The sequence below is a fragment of the Novosphingobium sp. genome, assembly GCF_039595395.1.
In the GTDB taxonomy this organism is placed as follows: Bacteria; Pseudomonadota; Alphaproteobacteria; order Sphingomonadales; family Sphingomonadaceae; genus Novosphingobium.
Genome location: NZ_JBCNLP010000006.1, coordinates 270,087 through 292,496, shown reverse-complemented (window position 1 = coordinate 292,496; position 22,410 = coordinate 270,087). Strand labels below are relative to the sequence as shown.

The window sequence follows — 22,410 nt, the reverse complement described above, 5'->3', positions numbered from 1 at the left end:
GTCACACCTTGATGTCGATGATGCGGGAAATGATGAAGACGCCCAGGCAATACAGCGCGATCAGCGAGGAAAAGCCGTAAACGAAGATCGTGTCCTGAGCGACGTCGAGGTAGAATTTGGGGTTGACCAGGAACATGCTGGCCAGCGTCAGCACCGGCAGGGCCGAGAGCATCCAGCCGCTCATCCGCCCTTCGGAGCTGAGCGCGCGGACCTTCATGTAGAGCCCCGCCCTTTCGCGGATCACCTTCAGCAGGTTTTCCAGCACCTCCACAAGGTTGCCGCCGGTTTCATGCTGCACGGAAAGCGAAACGACGAACATGCGGATATCATCGAGATCCCAGCGCTCGGCCATGCGCATCAGCGCATCGTTGAGGTCCGAGCCATAGGTCACCTCATCGGCGACCAGCCCGAATTCACTGCCCAGCGGGTCACCCACCTCATGCGTCAGCAGATCGATGGCCGCCGCGATGGGATGCCCGGCCCGCAGCGCGCGGGTGAAGACATCGAGCGCAAGCGGAAATTGCTGCTCCATGCGCTTGCGGCGCTTTTGCGCCATGCGCGAGACCATCATCAGCGGCAGGCCGATGGTGATGGCCATGGCCACGCCCGTGACCAGCTCGACCACCCCTGCCGTCACGCGGAAATGCGCCGCCCAGACGAGGAACAGGATCACACTGTCGAGCACCAGGCAGGCCCCCAGCGAGAGCGCCACCAGATCGTGCGGCGCGATTCTCAGATTGGCCATCGCCATCATCCGGTGCAGCCGCCACAATGCCCGCCCCAGTGCCCCCGGCAAGGAAGGGTTCAGGCCGGGCCGGTTGCCGCGCAGCAAACCCACCACCGTCTCGCGGTCCAGTCCCTGGCGCAGCAGATCCAGCCGGCGATTGACGGCACGGCGCTGGGCTCGTCCCTCGATGGCCATGATGGCGCTGACACGCACCGCCAGAAAAACCGCCGCAAAGATGGCCAGCAAGGCGACAAGGCGCAGGACGGGAGGCATCAGGCGCCTCCCATCGACAGATCGGGCCGGAACAGCGCCGGATCCAGCTTCACGCCCGCCACCGCCAGTTGCGCGGCGAATTTCGGGCGGATGCCGGTGGCTTCGAACTGGCCCAGCACCTGGCCCTGCGGCCCGCGACCGGTGGCATGGAAGCGGAAGATCTCCTGCATGGTGATCGTCTCGCCCTCCATGCCGGTCAGTTCGGAAAGGCTGAGCATCTTGCGGTGCCCGTCGCTCAGGCGCCCGACCTGCAGCACCACATGCACCGCCGAGGCGATCTGCGCGCGGGCGGAACGTGGCGAAATGTCGATGCCGCTCATGCCGATCATCTGCTCGATGCGCGAAAGGGCATCGCGCGGCGTGTTGGCATGGACGGTGGTCATCGATCCATCATGGCCCGTGTTCATCGCCTGCAGCATGTCGAAGGCCTCACCGGCACGGCATTCGCCAAGGATGATGCGGTCGGGGCGCATGCGCAGCGCATTCTTCACCAGATCGCGCTGGGTCACCTCGCCCTTGTCCTCGATGCTGGCAGGGCGGGTTTCCAGCCTTGCGACATGCTCCTGCTGCAGTTGCAGTTCGGCCGAATCCTCGATGGTGACGATGCGCTCGGCAGGATCGATAAAGCTCGACATGGCGTTGAGCATCGTCGTCTTGCCCGAGCCGGTGCCGCCCGAAATGATGATGTTGAGCCGCGCCGCGACAATGCCCGACAGGATCGCGGCCATCTGCGGCGGAATGCTGCCCAGCTCTACCAGGCGATGCACGCTGATCGGCTTCTTGGCGAATTTGCGGATCGAGAGCAGCGAGCCATCGATGGCCAGCGGCGCGATGATCGCATTGACGCGCGAACCATCGGCCAGACGCGCATCGACGAAAGGCGAGGCCTCATCCACCCGCCGTCCCACCGCGCTGACGATCTTCTGGATGATGCGCAGCAAATGGCGCTCGTCCTGAAAACGCGCCTGGGTCTTTTCCAGCCGCCCATGGCGCTCGACAAAGACATTCGTATGGCCGTTGACCAGAATGTCGGTGATCGTCTCATCCTGAAGCAAAGGTTCGAGCGGCCCAAGCCCCAGCAATTCGTCGAGCACATCGGTCAACAGCCGCTCGCGCTCGCCCTTGTTGAGCGCTTCCTTTTCAGCCGCGAGAATGTCGGCAACGATGCCCTCCACCTCGCGGCGGATCTGCTCGCGCGGCAATTTGTCGAGCAGGGCCAGATTGACCCGGTCGAGCAATTGCCGATGCACGCGGATCTTGAGCGCCAGCATGCGGTGCGCGGCATCCTCATCATCATCCTGCGGGCGGGCCGGCATCGCCATGGCCGCCAAAGTCAAAGCGGGTACAGAGGGGGCCGCAGCCAGGACAGGGGCTTGCCCTGAACTGCGACCGCCTCCGCCGCTGGCATCGCCGTTATCCGGACGTATCTGCCAGAAGCTCATGCTTCACCTCCCTGCCAAACATCGGTCAGCCGCCGGGCAATCGTCGCGATGTCGGAGACGAAACGCCCCCTGTGCCCGATCAGCAATTCACCTCTTTCCTGCGCCGCGGCCACCGCGGGCGCCTCCAGCGCCACGCTGCCCAGCACCGTCTGCCCCAGCGTGCGGGCCACATCCTGCAGCCCGATGGTACGAAACAGGCGCCGCTCCACCCGGTTCACCACCAGATGCACATGCCCATCCGGCACGCCGATGCTGCGCAGCAAATCCAGTCGGCGCCTTGCCTGATGCAGGCTGGGGATGGTCATCTCCACCACCATCACAATGGCATCGGCCCCCATCAGCGAGAAGATCAGCCAATTGGTGAGATTGAGCGGCAGATCCAGCACGACATGGCCGTAATGGCGCCGCAGCAGATCGAGGACATCGATCATCCGCTCGGTCGGGACATCCTCCAGCGCGCGGATCTCCTCGGGCGCGGCAAAGACCTTGATGCCGCTGGCCGCCGGGCGGGCGATGGCCGCCATCAGATCGGCGTCGAGACGGTTTCCGGCCTCGATCAGATCGCGGATCGAGCCGCGACCATGGGCGCTCAGACGATCGGCCACGCTGCCGAACTGAAGGTCGAGATCGACCAGCGCCACGCTTCGCGAGTCCGGCCGACCAGCCCCCTGCCCGTCGCCGCGCGGATCCTCCTGCCCGGCCAGCGCCGCGGCCAGATGGGTGGCCACCGAAGTCGCTCCGCAACCGCCGACCGAATGCATCACCGCCACCATCGGCGCCAGTTGCGCCGTCGCCGCGCGCCCGCGCCCCGGACGCGCCAGCGCCGATGCGACCGCCCCGGCCAGCTCCTCATGCTCCAGCGGCAGGCCCACCACATCGACCACGCCTTCATGCAGCAACCGCCGCACCAGTGTCAGCGACGCATCGTGGATCGCGGCGATCACCGGCACATCGCCATGCTGCTGGTGGAAATGCGAAAGCCGGTCGAGCGAAGCCTGCTCATCGGGCGCGACCTCCAGCACCAGCAGGTCGAGCGCGTCGGTCTCGATCTGCTCCAGCGGGTCGCCGGGCATCGCCTCGCAGACCCTCAGCCCGGCCAGGCGGGGATCGTCCAGCGCACCCAGGGTCCAGGAAAAGCGGGGCGAGATCACCGCCATGATCCGGGGGCCGCGCTTGGCCTGAAGGTCCGGTACGATGGAAAAGGGGTGATCTGCGCGTCCCATGGTCATGGCCGTCCTAATTCGAGTTGGAGCCGCTGCCGTCTTCCATCGGCAGCGTCGCGGTGAACTGGGGGATCGGCACGGCGGCGCCGAAGATCTCCAGCGTGAGCGGCTGATAGGTCAGGTTGCGCAGCCGCACGGTGACCAGCGGAGAAATCTGCATGCAGGAACCGCCCGCGCTGCAACTGGCGTCACCGGCATAGCCCAGACCCGAGCCGCGATATTCCACCACCAGATTGGCGGCCGAAATCGTGCTGCCCGAGGCGCTCTGCATGCGGGTGACGAGGGCGTTGAAGCTGGTGGTGTTGAGCGTGCAGCCGCTGCTGAACAGGCTGCCCGCCCCGCTGCAATCACAACTGCTCGAGGTGCAGGAAATCACCCCCAGCGCCGAGGCCGGGATCGGGTCCCCCTGCGCGAGCACCTTGCCACCCACGCTCTGCCCCACGAAATCGAGGCCCAGATTGCCCACCACCGGATCGGTCACCACCGCCATGCGCGCACCCATCTGGGTGGCCTTTTCATCGCGGTTGAGCGTCCAGCCATAGAGACCGGCATCGATGGTGCCGAAGACAAAGATCAGGAACAGCGGTAGCACCATGGCGAACTCCGCCGCCGAGCTGGCTGTCGTGTCGCGCATGAGGCGCGGGAGAGGCGCGGGCCCGCTCATACGCCCATCACCGCGGCCTGATCGCTGGCACCGATCAGCTTGGCGGTACCAAACGACGTCAACTGCTTGAACAGCGAGGGATATTGCACGCTCGCGCTGACCTTGATCACCGGGGCGCCGCCCAGCACCGTATAGATGCCGGTGTAGGAGCCCGAACCCGACACCGCGCCGGCCGCCGCGCAGGTCACCGTGATGGTGGTGGTGCTCTGGCCGGCCGTATCGGGCACGGTCCAGGTGGAAATGCGGGGCGTATCGGTGCTGGTCGGGCTGACCTTGCCATAGACGGTGACATTCTTGATCGCGGTGACCAGCGCCGCCGAAGGGGCCTGCGTGCAGGACAGGCTGGAAAAGCTCTGCCGCCCGGCATAGCGCGCACCGTCGCGCACCCCCTTGATGATCTGATGCTCGGTGTAGAGGTAATAGCCCGCCTCCATACAGACGAAGATCAGCGCCAGCATCGTGGGCAGCATCAGCGCCATTTCCACGGCGACAGCGCCATCCCGGTGGGAGATCAGGGCCCGGCAGGCCGGAAGGGTGCGAAGCTTGGCCATCTCAGTTCACCAGATAGGGCTTGCTGACGCGCACGGTCTGCGCGCTGGTGGTGTCGCCGCCGCCACCGATCTGGGTGGGGCCGATCACCTCGACATAGACGTCACTCTGGCTGGTGCGCGCCCGGTTGACCGAGGGTTCGACCAGAAAGACATCGATCCATTTGGTGACCGCCACATTGGTGGTGCGGCCCGCCACCCCCTGCGCCGCGCAATCGATCACCGCGACCGAGAGCACCCGCCGGTCCACCGAGGCACCACCGACCGGCAGGCTGCCGCCGCAGGTGGCGGCAGGGCGCGAGGTCAGATTGCCGTTGGTCTGGTTAAGCAGGCGGCTCGCGGCATTGGCGGCCTCATACTTATAGACCTGGTAGCGGGTGGGGGTCGACGTGCCCAGCGTGCTGGAGGGCGAGAAATTGGAAGGATAATCGGCGCTGTTGGTCTTGAAATAGGCGTTGCTGTCCCACACGCCATTGCCCAACTGGCCGCCCGAACAACTGCCCGCGCTGCTCACCGCATGGCAGATGTCGCGCGGATAGCCCATGGGGGCTGTGGCGGTGATCTGCGTCGGGGTCAGCGCCGCATTCGATGACGGCGCATAGGCATTGGACGGTTGCTGCCAGCCATTGCCATTGCCGTTGGTGAAAGCGCAGCCGCTGCCCTTCTGCTCCAGATCCTTGCGCGAATTGGCCGAAGCCGGGCAGGAGCCGTTGCCATTGCCGCAGACATTGTTCAGCCCGTTGGCATAGACATCCATCCGCGTGTTGAGCGCATCGAGCACGCTGACCTGCTGCCCCGGCTTGGTCGTCACCGTGTCGGCGGAGATGCAATCACCCGGCGGCACCACATTGCCCAGAGCCTGCGCCACGGCATTGGCGCCATTGCCCGCGTTCGATTCCAGATAGCCGAAATTGCCCGGCGCGTAATTGCTGCCTCCCGAATTGGCGATCAGCTTCAGCCCCTTGCCGACATAATTGGCGACGGTGAACCCCGGATCACTGGTTTCGGAAGGGTTGCACAGGAAAACCGGCGGCACCTTGCAGATCGAGGACCCCAGCCCCGCCGTCGCCGCTGCCGCGACATTGCCCGAGGACACCAGCCCGACGATCGGCGTAAAGGCATAGAAGGCCTGCCGTGCATTGACCGAAACCCGCACGAATTTGGCCTTGGTGCTATCGGTGGTCGGGTTGGTCCCCGCCTCGGCATCGGCATAAGTGGTGTAGAAGACGAGGCCGGCCACGGTGACGGCCGAGGACGCAATGTTGTCATTGGCCAGCAGCGTCGTGTTGTGCACCAGATTGCTGGCGGCCAGCGTCGCATCGGCGATGGCGCTGCTGGTGCCGTCAAGCTGGGTGGCGGCGGCCAGGGCGGCCTGATCGGCGGCGCTGTGCATCTCGCTGCTGAGCGAGGCCAGGCGGGCATAATCGAAGGACACGCCCGCCGAGGCAATCAGCCCGGTCAGCGCCAGGGCATAGGTCACCGCCACCGCGCCGCGCTCGTCGCGCAGCAAGCATCCGGCTTTGCGGTGACGGGAAAAAGGAGATCGCATCATCATCCGCCTCCCTGTGAAGCGCTAGTTGGTGGGGCCGCTCGTGCCCGCATTGCCCTGACCGCCAGTGCCAATCCCGGTGCCCACCGAGGTCACCCGCAGCCGGTCGGGCCGCTTGACGCGATCCGTGCGATAGCGATCCAGCGCCATTTGCGTATGGTCGCCGCGCCCGGTCTGGACGGTGTCGGCGGCGGGCGGCACGGGGTCGATGATCTGGGCGGCCATGGTCTGGCGGTTGGCCTCGCCCCAGGTGCGATCCTCCGTGCCGGGGCCCGCCATGCCCTGGGTGCAGGCCCCAAGGGACAGCAGCGTCGCGGCGATCACATGTTTACGTTCAATAGGCATAACCATCTCCCTTCGCGGGGCCATTGTCCTTGGTCGAAGGCGTGGCGGCGGGCGCGTTTGGTGTGGGCGACGCGCCCGCCGCCGGAGCAGTCCCCGTGGGATGGTAGGGCTGCCCCATCAGAAAAGCCTCGGCCTCGGTCGGATCACGCACGCGGTCGGTCGGCAGATGAACCTGGCTGGGCCGGATCGGCGCCACCAGATGAGCCGTGACCACGATCAGCAATTCGGTATCGCCGCGCTGGAAGTTGGTCGAGCGGAACAGCGCGCCAAGGATCGGGATCTGCCCCAGCAGGGGCATCTGGTCCACGCTGGTCTTGAAATCGCGCTGCAGCAGGCCCGCGATGGCAAAGCTCTCGCCGTCGCGCAGTTCCAGCGTGGTGCTGGCCCGCCGCGTCTTGAGGCCCGGAATGGAAATGCCGTTGAGCGTGATCGAGGCCGTGGGATCGAGCTGACTGACCTCGGGCTCGACGATCAGATTGATCGTGCGGTCGCCCAGCACCGTGGGCGTGAAGCCGAGGCTGACGCCGAACTGCTTGAACTCCACCGTGATGGCTGCGGTGTTGCTGGTGCCCGTGCCCACGCTGGCCGATTGGGCCACGGGGATGGGGAACTCGCCACCCGCCAGGAAAGACGCCTTCTCGCCCGAGAGCGCCACCAGCGTCGGCTGCGCCAGCGTCTTGGCCAGCCCCTTGCTCTCCAGCCCGTTGAGATAGCCCTGCAGGCTGAGCCCGCCGATGCTGAACTTCTGGGCGATGATGCCATAGGCCCCGGTGATCGCGTTGAGCGCAAGCTGCGCATTGCCGCTGCTGTCGGGGATCAGTTGCGCGCCCTCTCCGGTGACGGCGCCGAAGCGTCCGCTGGCCGAGGTGGTGCCGCTGCTGACACCGATCTGCTTGCCGGTGGTGTGCGAGACTTCGGCAAAGCGCACCTCCAGCATCACCTGCTGGCTGGAGCCGACGCTGATCAGATTGACCACCTTGTCCCCGGCATAGGTCCTGGCCAGTTGCACCGCGCGATCGACCGCCTGCGGATTGTTGACCGTGCCAGAGAGCACCACCGCCTCGTTGGACATGCGGGCGTCGATATGCTCATCGGGGATGAAGCTGGTGAGCTGGCCGCGCAGTCCCTCGACATCGGGGCCAACCGCCACATCCACCACCGAGATCACCCTTCCCTGCGCATCGTAGAAGCTCAGGCTGGTGGTGCCCATCTTCTTGCCCAGCACATAGACCGAGCGATCGCTGACCGGCATGATATCGGCGATTTCCTCGGACCCGATCATCGCCTTGGCGATGGGCCGGTCGGCGCTGACGACCTGGCTCTTGTGGAGCGGCACTTCGAGCACCCCGGCCTGAAGGCCTGCGGGTTGAACATTGGGCGGAAGGACTGCCGAAGGTTCGGCGACGGCGGTGCCGGAGATCGATGCCGTTGCCAATAAGGCCCCCAGCAGGCCGGCGATGCGCGCCCGACGGCGCGTGGTTGCGCGGTCACAAGCCATGTTGCACCTCATAAGCCATGGGCTTCACACCGCGCACGATCATCATTGAGGCGCCGGGGAAACCGGAGAATGCGGGCCGGGCGACAGGATGCGCTGCCCGGTTCTGGTGATGGACGACCGGAGCCGGTGCCTGTGCCGGCGCGGAGGCCAGCGCCAGCTTGCTTGCGGTCAGATCGCGGGTGGAGACCGTGACAGGCGTCGGCCGGGTCTGATCGGAAACATTGCGCAGCGCCAGGCTGATCGTGCCCGTCTGCGTGGCCAGAGCCAGCTTCTGGGCGCCTAGAGCATCGACCTCCAGCGTGGCGGTCTTGCTGACCACGGGCTGGGTCTTGCTTTCATCGGCCACCTGATCGACGCCGATCACGCGCACCGCCTGAAGCAGCACATCGGTGATCTTCTCGGCGTTCATGGTGTTGCCGGGCAATTGGCGCGTGACCATCACATCGACGCTGTCGCCGGGGCGGACGAAGCCGCCGACACCGGTCTGGTCGTTGAGTGGCACCGCGACCGCCAGCTTGCCTGCCGGAAGGTTGGCCGCAATGGTGGCGCGACTGTCAGCACCCGAGACCTTGGAAGCCAGCACGGGCTCTCCGGTGATGATCGGGCGCAGCGCGGCGCGGTTGCGGGTGACGGCATCGAGCGAGGTAAAGGCCCCGGTCGGCACGGAGTCCGCGGGCCAGTTGGCGAGCCGGACATTCTGGGTGCTGAGAGGCGCTCCGAACGCCACATCCTGGCTGGCGACCACGATCCGGGCCATCAGGGCCTGGCGGGCGACCTGCTCCTGCTGATGCTGGCGAGCGCTGAAATAGGTGTTGGTGACATAAACCGCCGTCAGTCCCAGAAAGACGGCAATAACGATGACCAGAATGTTGCGTGACAACATGGCCTTTCCCCCCAGAAGCGGCCAGACACGGTCTGTGAAAGTGGCAGGATGGCGTTTTTGGGCGCCATCCTGCCGGAAGATCAGGCTGCGGGCGGATTCGTGATCAGGTTCGCCGCCTTGTCCATCGCGCCGGAAATGCTGGTGCCCAGGCCGACGGCGGCCGTTGCAATGCCTGCGCCGACAATGGCAAGGATCAGTGCGTATTCAGCCGCAGCTGCGCCCGAATCGTCACGAAACAGCTTGTGAACAAAAGATACCATGAGACTTTCCCCCTTCTGTGGACAAAAGAGATGGGTCCATTACGCCGCATATCATGCGGAATGGGCTCATTCCGGACAAAAATCCGGTATGTTCATGTTGAAATTAACAGATGAATAAAGTCCGGAACTCGCGCCATTGCGAACAGACTTTATGCAAACCCCCAAACGAACTTTTATCTCTTCTGTTCGTTCAGAAATCTGCCTGTTTTTGTCGGTCGTCAATGAATTTTTATCCGTTATGGTTTAGGACAAAGCTTCAACAACTTACCGCGCAAAAAAATTAACAGTCATGGTAAAAATACAGGGATGAGGGCAACGACTCGTCGTCAACGAATCTCTTTTCGTCGTATTTCTTGCGAAACATTCGCATTTTTCCTCCGAAATGATGCGGACGGAGCTTGCCGAGCATGAAGACTCCTACTAATCTGGAAGATCGCTAATGCGGACAACCATCAACAACGTCGCGCAATATCTGCTGAACCGCAGTATCCGGCTGATCCGCAAGCTCGATGCCCGGATCGAGGTGATCATGACAGGCTGGATCGCCATCATGCTGGCGACAGGGATGGTCAAACTTGTCCGGGCGCCTGTTCCGCCACGCGATATTCTTGCGCTGATCTGCGAATTTCTTCCCTTTGCGCTGGCCGCTCTTGCCCCTGTCGCGGGTTACCGCCTTGCGGAAGCCAGCTTTCGCTCCGGCCTGCTGACCGGCCAGCCATGGCTTCGTCCGGCACGGATCAGCCGCTGGCAAAAGCTCGACCTGCTGACGGCGCGGCGTCATCCGGCCTATGGTCCGGCGGGTTTCCTCGCTTCGCTGACCTTTGGCATCCTGCTCAACATACCGGTTCGCACGATGGAATGGTTAACCGCCCTGCCCGTGCTCGATGCCCGCGCACCCGATTGGGTTTACGTTTTGGGCATGAGCATGACCGGCGATCTCCTCCTGATGAACTTTCTTTATGCAGCCTGTTTCCTGATGGCGATGCGCAGCGTCCCGCTGTTTCCGCGCATGCTGCTGCTGTGCTGGGCGATGGACATCCTGGCGCAATTCGCCATCGCGCACACCATGGCGCGGATGCCCAGCCTTCCGCCGGAGGTCCGCACGGCGCTGACCCATCTGCTGGAAGGCAATATCGACAAGGTGCTGATCAGCGTCCTGATCTGGCTCCCCTATCTGATCCTTTCGGAGCGCGTGAATGTCACTTTCCGGTGGCGCTGCGCCCCTGGGCACTCTGACTAGAAGAGGGCTGAACGGGGAGCGCCTTCCGACAAAGAGGATAGCCTTTACCAGAAAACTCCACACTCTTTCCGATATTTAAGAATGCCCTGACAACACGATTTCGAATGACGGGACACCCTTCTTAAGAAATTTCCGAGTCGGTCTCTTAGGAAAGAATTTTTATGTTTTGATGCATTCTGCCTCACTGGATCGTAAACGCTGTTGCGTTCCGGCGAACGGGTTGTTTTTCATAATGATTTTATCCTCGGAACAGTTAATGGCTGGCACGACGACTCTTGCCTCACTCTTTCCGGCGAAGCGCGCCCTGCATCGCAGCGCGCCAGACATGGCGGAGGAAAGGCTTGCCGAAGCCGAACGCCTGTCGCGATCCGGCCTGCCGATTTCAGCGATCACGCTTGCCGAACAGGTGAGAAACGAAGCGCTCGCCCATGGCAGCCAGCATATTTATGCGCTGAGCACCGGACAGCTTTCCTGGTATTATTTTATGACCGCCCGCTATGAACAGGGCGCGGTGCATGCGCTGGAAGCGATCGAGATCTGGCAGGCCACCGGTGATGCCGTGCGCGAGGCGACCTGCCGCTGTTATTACGCCTGGCAATTGTGCCAGATGGGCATGCCCGGCGCCGAACATGAGGCGATGCAGGCGCTGCGCCAGGCCGAAAAGACCGGCGATCCGGCGGCGCTGTGTCTGGCACAGAACACGGTTGCCGTGGTTCTGTGGATGTACAAGCAATTCGAACTGGCGATCGATTTCAGCACGCAGGCGGTCGCTCTGGCGCGCGAGGTTGGCGATCCCGTGGCGCTGGGCTGGTGGCTGATCAACGATGGCGGGATCCGGGGCGATCAGGCCGCCCTGAAGGCAGCGCAGGGAGACCGCAGCGAACTGGCCTCCACCATCGACCATGCCAACCGCATCACCGAAGAGGCCCTGGCTTTGGCGCTGGCGCATCAGGATCATTGGGGCGCGCGCATCTGCCTTGGCAATCTGGCCGAATTTGCGCTGCATGTGGGCGATACCGATCGCGCCACGGCGCATATGGAGCATTGGCAGCAGCTTCCCGGCGAGTTGGGCGACCGCGACCTCACCCAATACCATCGCTGCAACGGGCAGGTGCTCGTCGCGCAGGGGCGGATCGACGAGGCGATTATCGCACTCCGGACCGGCGTAGAGCATGCCGATCAGGTCAATGATCTGGAATCCGGCGTGCCGGGCTGCGAGGCGCTCGCCGCAGCCTATGAGCGCAAGGGCGATTTTCAAATGGCCCTGCACTGGCATCGCGAATTTCACGAGCATTATGTGCGTTACTGCACGCACACCGCCCAGCGCAGTGCGCGCGTGGCGGCGACCCAGTACGAAACCGAGCAATTGCGCAACCAGAGTGAAACAGCGCGCCGCCAGGCACAGGCGCTGGAAATGACAAACCTGGAGCTGACTCAGGAAACCGACCGGCTGAAAAAGGCCAATCTGGAAGATCCGCTGACCGGCCTCTACAACCGCCGGGCATTGGAAAATATGCTGGCCGAAACGCAGAAGTCGGGCTCAGCCTATGCCATCGCCATTCTCGATGTGGATCATTTCAAGCGCATCAACGATCAGTTCTCGCATCTGGTGGGCGACGAGGTGTTGCGCCAGATCGCCGGAATTCTGGGCGGCTTGACCCGCAAAAGCGAATTTCTGGCCCGGTTCGGGGGCGAGGAATTCGTGTTGCTGATGCCCGAAACGAGCAGTGTCGAGGCCGTTGTTTTATGCGAGCGTTTGCGCAGTGCGGTTGAGGCGTGGTGCTGGGGCGAGCGGAACACCGAGCTGCGGGTGACGATCAGCATCGGCATCGCCAGCACCGAAGGGGCAGACGATCCGACCGCCATTCTGGCAGCGGCTGACGCGCTGCTGTATCAAGCCAAGGCCAACGGACGCAATCGGGTGGAAATATCGAAACCCGCTGATACTTGACCTGCTGAAGATCATCATGGAGTTTCCATTCCGAAGATCGCAAAGGTTCGAATGGATGAACACCGCACGCCTTCTCCCCCCGACGTGCGCAAGGAAAAGCGGTCGCCGCCGGCGGCGCTTTTGTCAAAGGATGGGGGCATAATGTCCGGACGTGTTGAACCGCAGCGCCCTCTCCGCCGGCTTGAGGACAGGCCGATAGCAGTCGCCGCCGCCATGGCGCCGCACATCGCGACCGGCACAAGAGTAGCGCTCGATGCCTGATCCCCTTCGCGAGCGTCCCCGACGGGTCTGGCTGATGGGGCTGGCCAACACGACTTACGGCTATCTCTATGCGGTGCCGCTGGTCACCGTGCCCCAGCAACTGGCGGCACGCGGCGTACCCGAACCGGAGATCGCCAACATCGGCGCGCTGGTCATGGCGGTGTCGCTGGCGACCTTCGCGCTGGCCCCGGTGCTCGATACCTCGATGAGCCGCAGGCGATGGTCGGTGTCGCTGGGGCTTCTGGCCACCATCCTCGCGCTGGCGGTGCTGCTGCTGCCCACCGCCAGCCCGCTGCTTGCTCCCGGCCTTGCGGTGGCGGCTCTGGTGACCTCGCTCTACAATGCGGCCATCGGGGGCTGGCTGGGAGCCGCCCTTCCCAAGAGCTGCGACGAGACCGTCGGCACATGGTTCGGCATCGGCAATGCGCTGGGTTTCAGCCTGGGCGCGATGTGTCAGTTCTGGTTGCTGACCCATCTGCCCGCGCCGCTGGGAGCGCTGGCGATCGCGGGGATCGGCGTGTCGACGATGCCGATCCTGCTGGCCCTGCCCCGCCCCTCGGCAGACCGCAAGGCCATGCGCGAGACCTTTGGCACGCTGGCCCGCGATGTCGCGCATCTGGCAAGGCGAGGCCCGGTGTTGCGGATTGCCGTCCTGCTCGCGATGCCCTGCGCGGCCTTCACCCTCACCAATGCCTTTGGCGGGTTGGGCGGCGATTTTCATGCCTCGGCCAATGTGGTGGGTGCGGCCAATGGCGTGGGGCAGATGGTGGCCTGCCTGTTGGGGGCTCTGGCCATACGTCTCGTGATGGCCAGGGTGCCCGCGCCCTTGCTCTATCTGCTGATCGGCTCGGTCGGGGCGGCTTTTACCCTGTTGCTGTTGCCGCTGCCGCATACAGCGCCGGTCTATGTGCTGGCCGTGCTGGGCGAATGCGCGGCGCAGACCTGCGCTCAGGTGGTGCAGAACGCCATCATCTTCCGCTCGATCGCGCCTGACGACCCGCTGGCCTCCAGCCAGTTCGGGCTCCTGCAAAGCGCCCTGATCGTGCCTTACGCCTATATGCAGGCGCTCGACGGCTATGGCTATCGGCTGGCGGGAGGGGTGGCGGGCTCGCTGCTGATGGATGCGGGCGTCAGCCTTGCCGCCTGCGCCCTGATGGCGATGCCGGTCCTGCGGTGGCTGCGCAACGGGCGCCTGGAAGCCGATCCGTGCGCCACCCAATCCGCAGAGCGCGAGCCCACGCTGGCCTAGAGGTTACCCGGCGGGGTCCTTATGACAGCTTGCCTCGGGAAGCCGGGAGAGCGGCGGCTTGTCCGTCATATGCACCGGCAGGATACGCCCATCGGGCGCATAATGGATTGCGTCGATCGCCACTTCGCGCGTGCCCTTGTAAGGGCCCGGTCCCGGCCCGCGTTCCCAGCGGTGATAGGCCATGAACCATTGATGGGTCGCGGGATTTTCCGCGAAGGCATGATGGCCCGGCCCTTGATGGGTGGCGTCGGCCTGCAGGATCGCGCCGCGATAGGTCCAGGGGCCGACCGGCGATGTCGAGGTGGCATAATGGACCGAATAGTCCGGCCCGTCGAAGTGGCCGTGGCTGTAGGACAGATAATAGATGCCGCCACGCTCATGGACGAAGGCGCCTTCGGTGAAATTGGGCGGGGTGGTGACGGGGATCTCATGGTCGATCTCCGTCATATTGGGCTTCATTTCGAAGATGCGCAGCTTCGCGCCCGCGCTGCCGCCGGCGTAAAGATAGGCTTTCCCGCTTTTCGCATCGACGAAGACCATCGGATCGATCGCCTCGAAACCGTTACCGCCGGTCAGCAAGGGCTTGCCGCTGTCGGTGAAGGGGCCCTCCGGCCGGTCGCTGACCGCCACGCCCAAACGGCTCGGCGTCGGGTTCTGCGGGCCGACAGAGTAATAGAGATAATAGCGACCCTTGGCTGCCGTCAGGCTCGGCGCCCAAAGGCCGTGATAGGAGGCGCCATCGGCCTTGATCCAGTCGATCTTGTCCATCTCGAGCAAGGGAGCCGATTTGCTCCAGTGCTGCAGATCGGGGGAGGACCAGGCGTAGAAGCGCGCGGCGGCAAAACCATCCTTGGGGTCGACCGCATTGGTCGGATAGACCCACCAACGGCCACAAAGCGCGACGAAATCGGGATCGGCGCCCGTGAAGACCGGATTGGCGGGGGTGACCGGCTTGGCCGAGCCCGAAGAAGCCGCAATGCTCAGCAGAGCCGCGGCAAGAAGGGGGGAACGCATCGCGTCTGAGCCTTGAAAAAATGGCCGGGAGCCAGAAGGCGCCCGGCCAGAGGGGGGAGGGACTATCAGAGGCGGAAACGCGCACCGATCGCATAGGTCGTGTCATCGAAGCGGATGTCGTGCGGATTGGTCACGTCACCGTAGAAGCTGCGATAGGGCGTGCGGGTGACATTGGTGCCGTCGAAGGTCAGCGTGATGTTCGGCGTCACGTCATAGCCGATGCTGAAATCGAGGCGACCCGCGGCGCGCACGCCATTGAGGAAGGTGCCCTGATTGACCGGACGCAGATTGACCGAGGTGGTGTTGTCGCCATCCATATACTGCGAGCGGTGGGTGTAGATCAGGCGTGCCGACAGGCCGTACTTTTCGTAGAGCAGGCCGGTGTTGTAGTTATACTTGGATACGCCCAGCAGCGGTTGGCCATAGAGGCTGTCGCTGCGCGCGGTCACCTTGCTGTCGGCCAGCGTGAAGTTGCCATAGACGCCGAAACCGGAGAGCGCACCGGGCAGGAAGTCGAAGAAATACTGCGCGCTCGCCTCGATGCCCTTCAGCTTGGCCGCGCCAAGGTTGCGCGGGGTCTGGATCAGATAGTTGATCCCGGCAATCTGCGTCAGGACACCCGTGGTGATGACGCGCCCCGTGATGTTCTTCTGATAGACGCCAAGCGAGATCGCGTTCGACTTGCCGAAGTAATATTCGGCGATGGCGTCAAATTCGTCGGCCTTCTGCGGCTTCAGATCCGGGTTGCCCTGCGATCCGCCGTTCTGGATGTTGGCATTGGTCGACACCGCATAGCTCAGGCCCGGATTGAGCGAGCCGAAGTCGGGACGCGACAGCACCTTGGCGTAGCTGGCACGCAGCTGCAGGCCACCGCCCAGCTTCAGGCGAGCGCTGAAATTGGGCAGGAAATCGGTGTCGCTGGTGGTGCGGCTGACGGGAACCAGCGTGGTCGTCCCGTTCGGATTGGTGACCGTGCCCGTACCCGCAATGGTGCGATCCGTGCGGGAGATGCGCAGGCCGACAAGGCCGTCAAGCACGATCGGTCCGCCCAGTTCGATCCCGTATTTGGCCTGGACGTAGCCCGAATAGGTCCTTTCGCTCGCATGGAAGCTGCGCGCCGGATCATAGGGCTGGTCGCCGGTCGGCTGGTTGAAGATGGTGAGCAGACGATCCTCGACACCGCGATCGAGCAGCACATCCGTGCCCGGCTGCAGCCAGGCCTGGCCGCCGTAAATGCGCGGCACGCCGGGAACCGGCTGCAGGAAGTTGGACGGCAGGCCCTGACCATCGATCGGGGTGACATAGGCGCCGCCGGGCGCGGCGGGGTTGACGATCACATCCTGGAAATCGCCGATGCGGCCAGCATAGCGCGCACCGACCTGAATTTCCTTCAGGATGCCGCCGACTTCATATTTGGTGTTGAGCGCAGTGGCGAACAGCGTGCCGGTCGACTTGGAACGCTCGTCATACAGGCCGTTGGTGAAGGTCCAGCCGCCCTGCTGGCCGAGCGGGTTGCCCGGCGCGGAGAAGTTCACACCGCCGCCGTCATTGGTGGTGACATCGAGTTCGGGGATGCTCTTGCCGATGTCGATGATGAAGGTCTTGTTGCGATAGGTCGACTTTTCATACGACACGTCGAGATCGGCGTGGAAACGGTCCTGGTCGAACTTCATGCCGCCGCCGAAGATCAGATCATCGGTGCTTTGCTTATGCGCCTGATTGCTGGTGAAGCCGCGACCGTTGAGGGCTGTGTAGGAGGTCGCATTGCACAGATGCTCGACCGCGCCATTGGGGTTGTAATAACCATCCGTGCCGACCTGATAGTCGTTGCAGTGGCTGCTATCGAGCTTGAGGTTGGTGATGGTGCTGCCCGGCGCATAGGCATCATTGATGAGGAAGGCAGTGGAGGAGGTGTTGCGATAACCCGCCCAAAGCCCATCGGCATAGACCTGCAGATGGTCGCTGGCCTGCCACTGGAACGAGCCGTTGATCTGCGGACGCGAATAGGTGCCGAACTGGTTGAGGCCGCCCACGCCGGTCGGCATCAGCGCACCCTGGGAGCCGGTGCCCGCGTGATGATTGCCCGAGCGCATCAGATCGTCGAACGCCACCGGGCGGTCGAACTTGGTGCGCGAATAGGAACCGCTCAGCAGGAAGCCCATCTCTCCGACATCGGTGTCAAAACGGTCCGCAATAAGCGCGCTGACGGCGGGATAGGTCGTCCCCAGATTGCTGGAGCGGGTCTGCTTGTAGCTGCCCGCCAGCGTGAACTTCTTGAAATCGAACGGGCGATGCAGATCCATGTTGATGACGCCGGCAACGCCGCCCTCGATCATGTTGGCGCTGTTGTTCTTGTAGACCTGAGCGCCTGCCAGTGCTTCGGCGGGCACGTCCTGGAACGAGAAGCCACGGCCCGCGCCGGTGAAGACTTCGCGCCCGTTCAGCGTGGTGAGAATATCGCCGAGGCCGCGCACCAGCGGGTTCACGATCTCGTTGTTGTCGCCCACGGAGACCTGCACGCCCGGCACGCGCTGCAGCGCGGAGGCGACGGTCGGATCCGGGAACTTGCCAATGTCCTGAGCGACGATGGCATCGACGATCTGGTCCGAATTGCGCTTGATGGTCTCGGCGGCCTTCATCGAACCACGGATGCCGTTCACGATGATTTCCGGAGCTGCGGCGTCGGCCCCACCGGCGGGCGCCTGCCCGACTTCGGTGCCGCTGGCCGGAGCGCCCTGCGCATGCGCATTGGCGGCGACAAGCCACATCGCAGCAAACGACACAGAGCACAGAAAATTCTTCCGACTTACCATCTTCACATCATCCTCCCTTGGTCCCGGCCTTCGGCTCGGCGATTCGCCTGCAGCCGCTTTGGCCGCGGCCGCCTAGCATGGCTGAGATCGCATTTATACGACAATTATGCCCCAGCCAAGGCTTTGTTGCTCGCTTATTTCAATTATTCCGGCAGAGGGAAACCGCCGCCTTTTGGGAGGATTCGTGAGAAAAACCTGCAAACGCTCTCTATTTTCGAGCGCAAGCTCTGCGGAATCCCTTTCTATTTTCCGCAGAAGAACGATTCCACCGCCCTGATGCCCATAGCAATCCTCACAGGATAGGGTGATATCCGGGCTGATCCCCCCATATTTTGCGTTTCCGCATCACCCATGGGGCCATTTCAATCGAATCAACCGATCATGGTCCGGAGCGCCATCAAGGCGCCTGATAATATTATCATACATTTTTCCACCCCTCAGCCTTCTTTTCGCGCGCCAACACGCCGGCCCGCTCCCCGAAGATAGCGGTCGTTCGAAGCTGAAAGGGCCCATTCCCGAAGCCATCGGCCCTTCATCGCCGCATGAGCGGCAGGACCCAAACAGCCCTTCAGCCAGCCTGCTGAAAGCGGCCGAAATGCCGGGCGCAGAACAATCCGATCATCACACCGCCAAGCCCGGCCGCCAGGGCATCGACGGGCACGCGCAGATCGAAAGCCCCGACCTGACACAGCAGCAACCACGACAGCAAAAGATTGAAGAAACCCCACGCCACATTCACCGTCGGGGATGACAGCCCCTCGCCCGGCGGGTTGGCAAAGGGGCTCTGAAACGGCTTACCCATCAGACCGGACACCAGATGCGGGATCGCATTGATCAGCGTTGCCCCACCAAAAAACCAGGCCAGAAGCTGCAAGGGATGCATCGCTCTCTCCTTTCAAATCCTCGTTACGCGCCCTTCTCCACACGGGACGGCAACCGCCGCGCCGTGAGGCAGACCGCGCCATGCAGCAGCCCCAACACCAGAAACGCCCAGCCATAGGCATTGAGGCCCGGCGTCAGGCTGCCATGGCCGATCTGATCCACCCCCAGCCGCCAGGCCAGAAGGGTCGCGCACAGGGTCGTCATGGTCGGGCCGCCGATCCTTTGCACGATGTTGATCGATGTGGTGGCCATGGGCAGGTCCCGCTTGGCGACGGTGGTATAGGCCGCCGACATGGTCGGCAGACCGACCGATCCCTGCCCCATGCCGCGCAGGAACAGCGCCGGCATCAACACCCAGAGGTCGAGCCCATGCCACGCCAGCCAGACGAAGGACAGGGTCGAGACCGAAGCCAGCGCCGCCCCGCCACGCACCAGCCGGCGTGTGCCAAGCCGCTGGGTCAGGATGCTCATCGCCAGACTGCTCACCAGCATGCCCAGCCCCAGCGGCGCCAGCATCCAGCCCATATCGGTGGGGGCCCGCCCGCAAGCCCCGACCAGAAACACCGGAACCAGCATCTGCCCGGCAAACAGCGCGCCATTCGACAGGAACTGGGTGATCGCGCAAGCGCGAAACACCGGGCCCCGGAACAGCCGCAGATCGATCAGCGCATCATCACCCCTCGCCCGCGCTGCCCACAGAAACAGGCCGATCAGGCTGACGCCCGCAGCCATCTCCAGCCAGCCCGCCGCCTGAGCCAAACCCTGCGTGCCATAGAGGAACAGCACCAGCCCCGGCGACAACAGCGCCAGCCCGCCCCAGTCCAGCCCGCGCGGGCGCAGATCCTGCCGATCCTCGGGCAGCAGCATGAAGGCCAACCCCAGCGCGAGCAGTCCGACCGGCACATTGACCAGAAACAGCCAGCGCCATGTGGCATATTGCAGAATGATCCCCGCGATCATCGGCCCCACGATCGGCGCGAACAGCACCGGCAAGGACATATAGCCCACCACCCGGCTCATCTGCTTGCCCGCCGCGCGCGCCACCAGCATCTGCGCCATGGGGGCCATCAAACCACCGCTGATCCCCTGAAACGCCCGAAAGGCAATCAGCGACGCCGCCGACCAGGCCAGACCGCACAGCGCCGAGGACATCGTGAAACCGGCAAGGCACATCAGGAACAGCCGCTTGGCGCCGATCCGCTCCAGCAGCCAGCCGTTGAGCGGCAGCACCAGTGTCAGCGCCAGAAGATAGCCGCTGGTCACCCACTGGATGGTGGAAAGCGAGGTTTTCAACTCCGCCGCCAGCCCGGACAGCGAGACGTTCACGATCGTCGCATCGACCTGCGACAGCAGGGGGCCGAACACCGCGACAAAGCAGATCTTATAGACCGAAGGGTCGAGTTTTTCAGGCCTGTCCCGCGCTGCCGATGCCATGCGTTCAGCCTCTGGCGTCGAGCAGGGCGGCGATGGCCTCGACCGTGCCGCTCTCACCCAGACGGGGGAAGATCCGCGCGAGGCTGTTGTCATGCGCCTCGCGGCTCATGTCGGTCATGGCATCGGTGGCCAGGGTGACGTTGAAACCCAGTTCATGGGCGAAGCGCGCCGTGGATTCCACCCCCGCGCTGGTGGCCACACCGCAGATCACCACCTGCGTCACCCCATGCGCGCGCAGCCGCGCCTCCAGATCGGTGCCGGTGAAGGCGCCCCAGGTCCGCTTGGTCACCAGAATGTCCTGGGGCCGAGGATCGAGTTCGGGCAACAGATCGGCAAAGTCGGGCGAGAAGCGCAAGCCGCTCATGCTGTGTTCGGTGCGGCCCGGCGCCAGCCCCGTGACATTGACGAGAACGACCGGCAGGGCGTGTCGGCGAAAGGCTGCCAGCAGGGTGACGGCCCCGGCCACCACATCGCCCATCGGATGAGCGCCGGGCAAGGCGACAATGCCTTTCTGAAGATCGACGACGATCAGCGCCGTCCGGGGATCGAGCGTGGTGACAGGCATGGTTGGCTCCATGGTTGAGAGAAAGGTTCAGCCTTCGCCAAGGCGCCGGATCAGAGGGATGGCGGCCTGCAAGGTCTGCACTTCGGATGGTTCGAGCCGCTCCATCGCGGCGAGCAGCCAGGCACGCTTGGCGGCCTGTTGGCGGTGGCGCGCGGCAAGGCCCGCCTTGGTCAGGGCGATCAGCATCTGCCGCCCGTCGGTGGGATGGGGTTGCCGCTCCACCAGCTCCTGACGCTCAAGCTGGGCAATCAGCGCGCCCATCGACTGGGGCTTCATCGCTTCGGCGCGGGCCAGCGCGGCGGTTGTGAGAGGTCCTTCGCGCTCCAGACGGGCCACGACGGCGGCTTCGGAGAGATTGAGGTCCGTGGCCCGCACATCAGCCCGAAGCCGGCGGATGAGGCCGCCCACGGCAAGGGTTAAATCGGCCACCACGGCATCGAAGGGGGGCTGGCTGGTCATTGGGACCAATTACATCTTGGAAGGCAAACTTGCAAGATAGACTTTTAATTATCAGGTCTCGATGTGCAAGATCCTTGATCGGCGGGACAACACGCGCGCCTCAACCGCTGACAAAGAGAACATCCCTCCGGCCCGGCGCGGGCCAGAGGGATGCGGCAGGCAGACCGCTGCGATCAGGCGTCGGTCACCTCGGCGCTTTCCTGTTTCACGGTGCGGCTGCGACGGCCGTCAATCGAGACCGGCACGTCGCCCGCCACCGTGGCGCGGCGCAGCGTGCGACGCTGGAGGCCGAAATCGGCGATGGCGCGATGCTGGGTGGCGCGATTGTCCCAAATGGCCACGTCGCCGACCTGCCAGCGCCAGCGCACGGTGTTTTCCGGCTTGGTGATGTGGTCCTGCAGGATGGCGAAGATTCTCTGCGAATCCGCCGAGGTCAGCCCGACAAACTGCTTGACGAAATGGCCCAGAAGCAGGCTGCGCTCCCCGGTTTCGGGGTGGACGCGCACGACGGGATGCTCGGTTTCATAAACGGTCGAGGCGAAGATCTTGGAATAGGCCTCGGCGCGTTTGGAATCCTTGCTGCCGAAGGTGCCGGCATAATCATATTTGTTGGTATGCACCGCCCACAATCCATCGACCAGAGCGCGAAGCGGCTCGGTCAGCTCTTCATAGGCGGTCACGCCATTGGCCCACAGCGTGTCGCCGCCCGCCTCGGGGATGGTCAGCGCACGCAGGATCGAGGCCTTGGGATAGGCTTCCACGAAGGTGACATCGGTGTGCCAGCTCGAGGCGGCCTCACCCTCCTTCGAATCCAGTTCGAGCAGATAGCGCGAACCCTCGACCACCGGCACCGTGGGATGGGCCACCGGATCGCCCAGCAGGGCGGCGAAGGCCTCATGCTCCTGATCGGTCAGATCGTGCTGGCCACGGAAGAAGATCACCTTGTGCCGCAGCAGAGCGGCGCGCACCGCCCCCAGCGTGGCGGCATCAAGATCGCCTGACAGGCGCACATTGCGGATTTCCGCGCCGATCCGGCCTGCAACCGGCACGATGTCGAGCGGGCTTTGATCATCGGCGGCATTGCTGAAGCGGTGGATGGTATCAGTCATGGTCGTACTCCTTTGACAATC

General features: G+C 63.9%; 20 protein-coding genes. 3 read left to right on the top strand and 17 right to left on the bottom strand.

The annotated features are described in order from the left end of the window. Position 1: 1 nt before the first annotated feature. The 10 genes from ABDW49_RS21525 to ABDW49_RS21480 form a co-directional block, all read right to left on the bottom strand. Positions 2 to 1,000 (bottom strand): type II secretion system F family protein, encoded by a 999-nt coding sequence (locus ABDW49_RS21525; protein WP_343615112.1) that lies wholly within the window; start codon positions 998 to 1,000, stop codon positions 2 to 4. After that, positions 1,000 to 2,322 (bottom strand): CpaF family protein, encoded by a 1,323-nt coding sequence (locus ABDW49_RS21520; RefSeq protein WP_343617349.1) that lies wholly within the window; start codon positions 2,320 to 2,322, stop codon positions 1,000 to 1,002. Before ABDW49_RS21520 ends, ABDW49_RS21525 begins: the two co-directional genes overlap by 1 nt. 116 nt (positions 2,323 to 2,438) lie before the next feature. Beyond that, positions 2,439 to 3,671: a pilus assembly protein CpaE gene (locus ABDW49_RS21515; protein ID WP_343615110.1), complete on the bottom strand. Its 1,233-nt coding sequence runs from the start codon at positions 3,669 to 3,671 to the stop codon at positions 2,439 to 2,441. Positions 3,672 to 3,678: 7 nt separating this feature from the next. Then, a complete protein-coding gene (locus ABDW49_RS21510; protein ID WP_343615108.1) occupies positions 3,679 to 4,299 on the bottom strand; it encodes a TadE family protein in 621 nt (206 codons plus the stop codon). 26 nt (positions 4,300 to 4,325) lie between these two features. Beyond that, complete coding sequence (locus ABDW49_RS21505) at positions 4,326 to 4,880, bottom strand: TadE/TadG family type IV pilus assembly protein (protein ID WP_343615106.1); 555 nt, start codon at positions 4,878 to 4,880, stop codon at positions 4,326 to 4,328. A gap of 1 nt (position 4,881) precedes the next feature. Further along, positions 4,882 to 6,387 carry a pilus assembly protein TadG-related protein gene (locus ABDW49_RS21500; protein WP_343615105.1) on the bottom strand — a complete coding sequence of 502 codons (1,506 nt, stop codon included), beginning with the start codon at positions 6,385 to 6,387 and terminating at the stop codon, positions 4,882 to 4,884. Positions 6,388 to 6,450: 63 nt separating this feature from the next. Next, on the bottom strand, positions 6,451 to 6,771 hold the full coding sequence (locus ABDW49_RS21495) for a hypothetical protein (RefSeq protein ID WP_343615103.1): 321 nt from the start codon (positions 6,769 to 6,771) through the stop codon (positions 6,451 to 6,453). After that, positions 6,761 to 8,269 carry a type II and III secretion system protein family protein gene (locus ABDW49_RS21490; RefSeq protein ID WP_343615102.1) on the bottom strand — a complete coding sequence of 503 codons (1,509 nt, stop codon included), beginning with the start codon at positions 8,267 to 8,269 and terminating at the stop codon, positions 6,761 to 6,763. Before ABDW49_RS21490 ends, ABDW49_RS21495 begins: the two co-directional genes overlap by 11 nt. Beyond that, on the bottom strand, positions 8,259 to 9,152 hold the full coding sequence (cpaB, locus tag ABDW49_RS21485; protein ID WP_343615101.1) for a Flp pilus assembly protein CpaB: 894 nt from the start codon (positions 9,150 to 9,152) through the stop codon (positions 8,259 to 8,261). Before cpaB ends, ABDW49_RS21490 begins: the two co-directional genes overlap by 11 nt. 80 nt (positions 9,153 to 9,232) lie before the next feature. Next, positions 9,233 to 9,412 (bottom strand): Flp family type IVb pilin, encoded by a 180-nt coding sequence (locus tag ABDW49_RS21480; RefSeq protein ID WP_343615099.1) that lies wholly within the window; start codon positions 9,410 to 9,412, stop codon positions 9,233 to 9,235. Positions 9,413 to 9,851: 439 nt separating this feature from the next. Between ABDW49_RS21480 and ABDW49_RS21475 the strand changes: the two genes are divergently transcribed. The 3 genes from ABDW49_RS21475 (at position 9,852) to ABDW49_RS21465 (ending at position 14,113) form a co-directional block, all read left to right on the top strand. Beyond that, entirely contained in the window at positions 9,852 to 10,652 is an 801-nt protein-coding gene (locus tag ABDW49_RS21475) for a DUF2569 domain-containing protein (RefSeq protein WP_343615097.1), read from the top strand. A 256-nt stretch (positions 10,653 to 10,908) separates the two neighbouring features. Continuing rightward, a complete protein-coding gene (locus ABDW49_RS21470) occupies positions 10,909 to 12,603 on the top strand; it encodes a GGDEF domain-containing protein (protein ID WP_343615095.1) in 1,695 nt (564 codons plus the stop codon). A gap of 253 nt (positions 12,604 to 12,856) precedes the next feature. After that, a complete protein-coding gene (locus ABDW49_RS21465) occupies positions 12,857 to 14,113 on the top strand; it encodes an MFS transporter (RefSeq protein WP_343615093.1) in 1,257 nt (418 codons plus the stop codon). 3 nt (positions 14,114 to 14,116) lie between these two features. On the opposite strand, the gene ABDW49_RS21460 is transcribed toward ABDW49_RS21465, so the two are convergent. The 7 genes from ABDW49_RS21460 to ABDW49_RS21430 form a co-directional block, all read right to left on the bottom strand. Then, positions 14,117 to 15,127, bottom strand: coding sequence for a family 43 glycosylhydrolase (locus ABDW49_RS21460; RefSeq protein ID WP_343615091.1), 1,011 nt, complete (start codon positions 15,125 to 15,127; stop codon positions 14,117 to 14,119). A 65-nt stretch (positions 15,128 to 15,192) separates the two neighbouring features. Next, positions 15,193 to 17,910 (bottom strand): TonB-dependent receptor, encoded by a 2,718-nt coding sequence (locus tag ABDW49_RS21455; protein WP_343615089.1) that lies wholly within the window; start codon positions 17,908 to 17,910, stop codon positions 15,193 to 15,195. Positions 17,911 to 18,508: 598 nt separating this feature from the next. Next, positions 18,509 to 18,823, bottom strand: coding sequence for a hypothetical protein (locus ABDW49_RS21450; protein WP_343615088.1), 315 nt, complete (start codon positions 18,821 to 18,823; stop codon positions 18,509 to 18,511). A 23-nt stretch (positions 18,824 to 18,846) separates the two neighbouring features. After that, positions 18,847 to 20,256: a DHA2 family efflux MFS transporter permease subunit gene (locus ABDW49_RS21445; protein ID WP_343615086.1), complete on the bottom strand. Its 1,410-nt coding sequence runs from the start codon at positions 20,254 to 20,256 to the stop codon at positions 18,847 to 18,849. A 4-nt stretch (positions 20,257 to 20,260) separates the two neighbouring features. Beyond that, the gene (locus ABDW49_RS21440) at positions 20,261 to 20,821 is read right to left on the bottom strand and encodes an isochorismatase family protein (protein WP_343615084.1); all 561 of its coding nucleotides are present in this window, start codon (positions 20,819 to 20,821) and stop codon (positions 20,261 to 20,263) included. Between the two features lie 27 nt (positions 20,822 to 20,848). Then, positions 20,849 to 21,280: a MarR family transcriptional regulator gene (locus ABDW49_RS21435; RefSeq protein ID WP_343615082.1), complete on the bottom strand. Its 432-nt coding sequence runs from the start codon at positions 21,278 to 21,280 to the stop codon at positions 20,849 to 20,851. Between the two features lie 173 nt (positions 21,281 to 21,453). Then, on the bottom strand, positions 21,454 to 22,389 hold the full coding sequence (locus tag ABDW49_RS21430) for a TauD/TfdA family dioxygenase (protein ID WP_343615080.1): 936 nt from the start codon (positions 22,387 to 22,389) through the stop codon (positions 21,454 to 21,456). Between the last annotated feature and the right edge of the window lie 21 nt (positions 22,390 to 22,410).

Excerpts from the sequence above, each read along its gene's own strand:
- ABDW49_RS21445 (WP_343615086.1), bottom strand. The coding sequence starts at position 20,256 with ATGGCATCGGCAGCGCGGGACAGGCCTGAAAAACTCGACCCTTCGGTC.
- ABDW49_RS21480 (WP_343615099.1), bottom strand. The coding sequence starts at position 9,412 with ATGGTATCTTTTGTTCACAAGCTGTTTCGTGACGATTCGGGCGCAGCT.
- ABDW49_RS21525 (WP_343615112.1), bottom strand. The coding sequence starts at position 1,000 with ATGCCTCCCGTCCTGCGCCTTGTCGCCTTGCTGGCCATCTTTGCGGCG.
- cpaB (WP_343615101.1), bottom strand. The coding sequence starts at position 9,152 with ATGTTGTCACGCAACATTCTGGTCATCGTTATTGCCGTCTTTCTGGGA.
- ABDW49_RS21490 (WP_343615102.1), bottom strand. The coding sequence starts at position 8,269 with ATGGCTTGTGACCGCGCAACCACGCGCCGTCGGGCGCGCATCGCCGGC.
- ABDW49_RS21435 (WP_343615082.1), bottom strand. The coding sequence starts at position 21,280 with ATGACCAGCCAGCCCCCCTTCGATGCCGTGGTGGCCGATTTAACCCTT.
- ABDW49_RS21515 (WP_343615110.1), bottom strand. The coding sequence starts at position 3,671 with ATGACCATGGGACGCGCAGATCACCCCTTTTCCATCGTACCGGACCTT.
- ABDW49_RS21520 (WP_343617349.1), bottom strand. The coding sequence starts at position 2,322 with ATGGCGATGCCGGCCCGCCCGCAGGATGATGATGAGGATGCCGCGCAC.
- ABDW49_RS21450 (WP_343615088.1), bottom strand. The coding sequence starts at position 18,823 with ATGCATCCCTTGCAGCTTCTGGCCTGGTTTTTTGGTGGGGCAACGCTG.
- ABDW49_RS21495 (WP_343615103.1), bottom strand. The coding sequence starts at position 6,771 with ATGCCTATTGAACGTAAACATGTGATCGCCGCGACGCTGCTGTCCCTT.
- ABDW49_RS21505 (WP_343615106.1), bottom strand. The coding sequence starts at position 4,880 with ATGGCCAAGCTTCGCACCCTTCCGGCCTGCCGGGCCCTGATCTCCCAC.
- ABDW49_RS21470 (WP_343615095.1), top strand. The coding sequence starts at position 10,909 with ATGGCTGGCACGACGACTCTTGCCTCACTCTTTCCGGCGAAGCGCGCC.
- ABDW49_RS21510 (WP_343615108.1), bottom strand. The coding sequence starts at position 4,299 with ATGCGCGACACGACAGCCAGCTCGGCGGCGGAGTTCGCCATGGTGCTA.
- ABDW49_RS21430 (WP_343615080.1), bottom strand. The coding sequence starts at position 22,389 with ATGACTGATACCATCCACCGCTTCAGCAATGCCGCCGATGATCAAAGC.
- ABDW49_RS21475 (WP_343615097.1), top strand. The coding sequence starts at position 9,852 with ATGCGGACAACCATCAACAACGTCGCGCAATATCTGCTGAACCGCAGT.
- ABDW49_RS21460 (WP_343615091.1), bottom strand. The coding sequence starts at position 15,127 with ATGCGTTCCCCCCTTCTTGCCGCGGCTCTGCTGAGCATTGCGGCTTCT.
- ABDW49_RS21440 (WP_343615084.1), bottom strand. The coding sequence starts at position 20,821 with ATGCCTGTCACCACGCTCGATCCCCGGACGGCGCTGATCGTCGTCGAT.
- ABDW49_RS21465 (WP_343615093.1), top strand. The coding sequence starts at position 12,857 with ATGCCTGATCCCCTTCGCGAGCGTCCCCGACGGGTCTGGCTGATGGGG.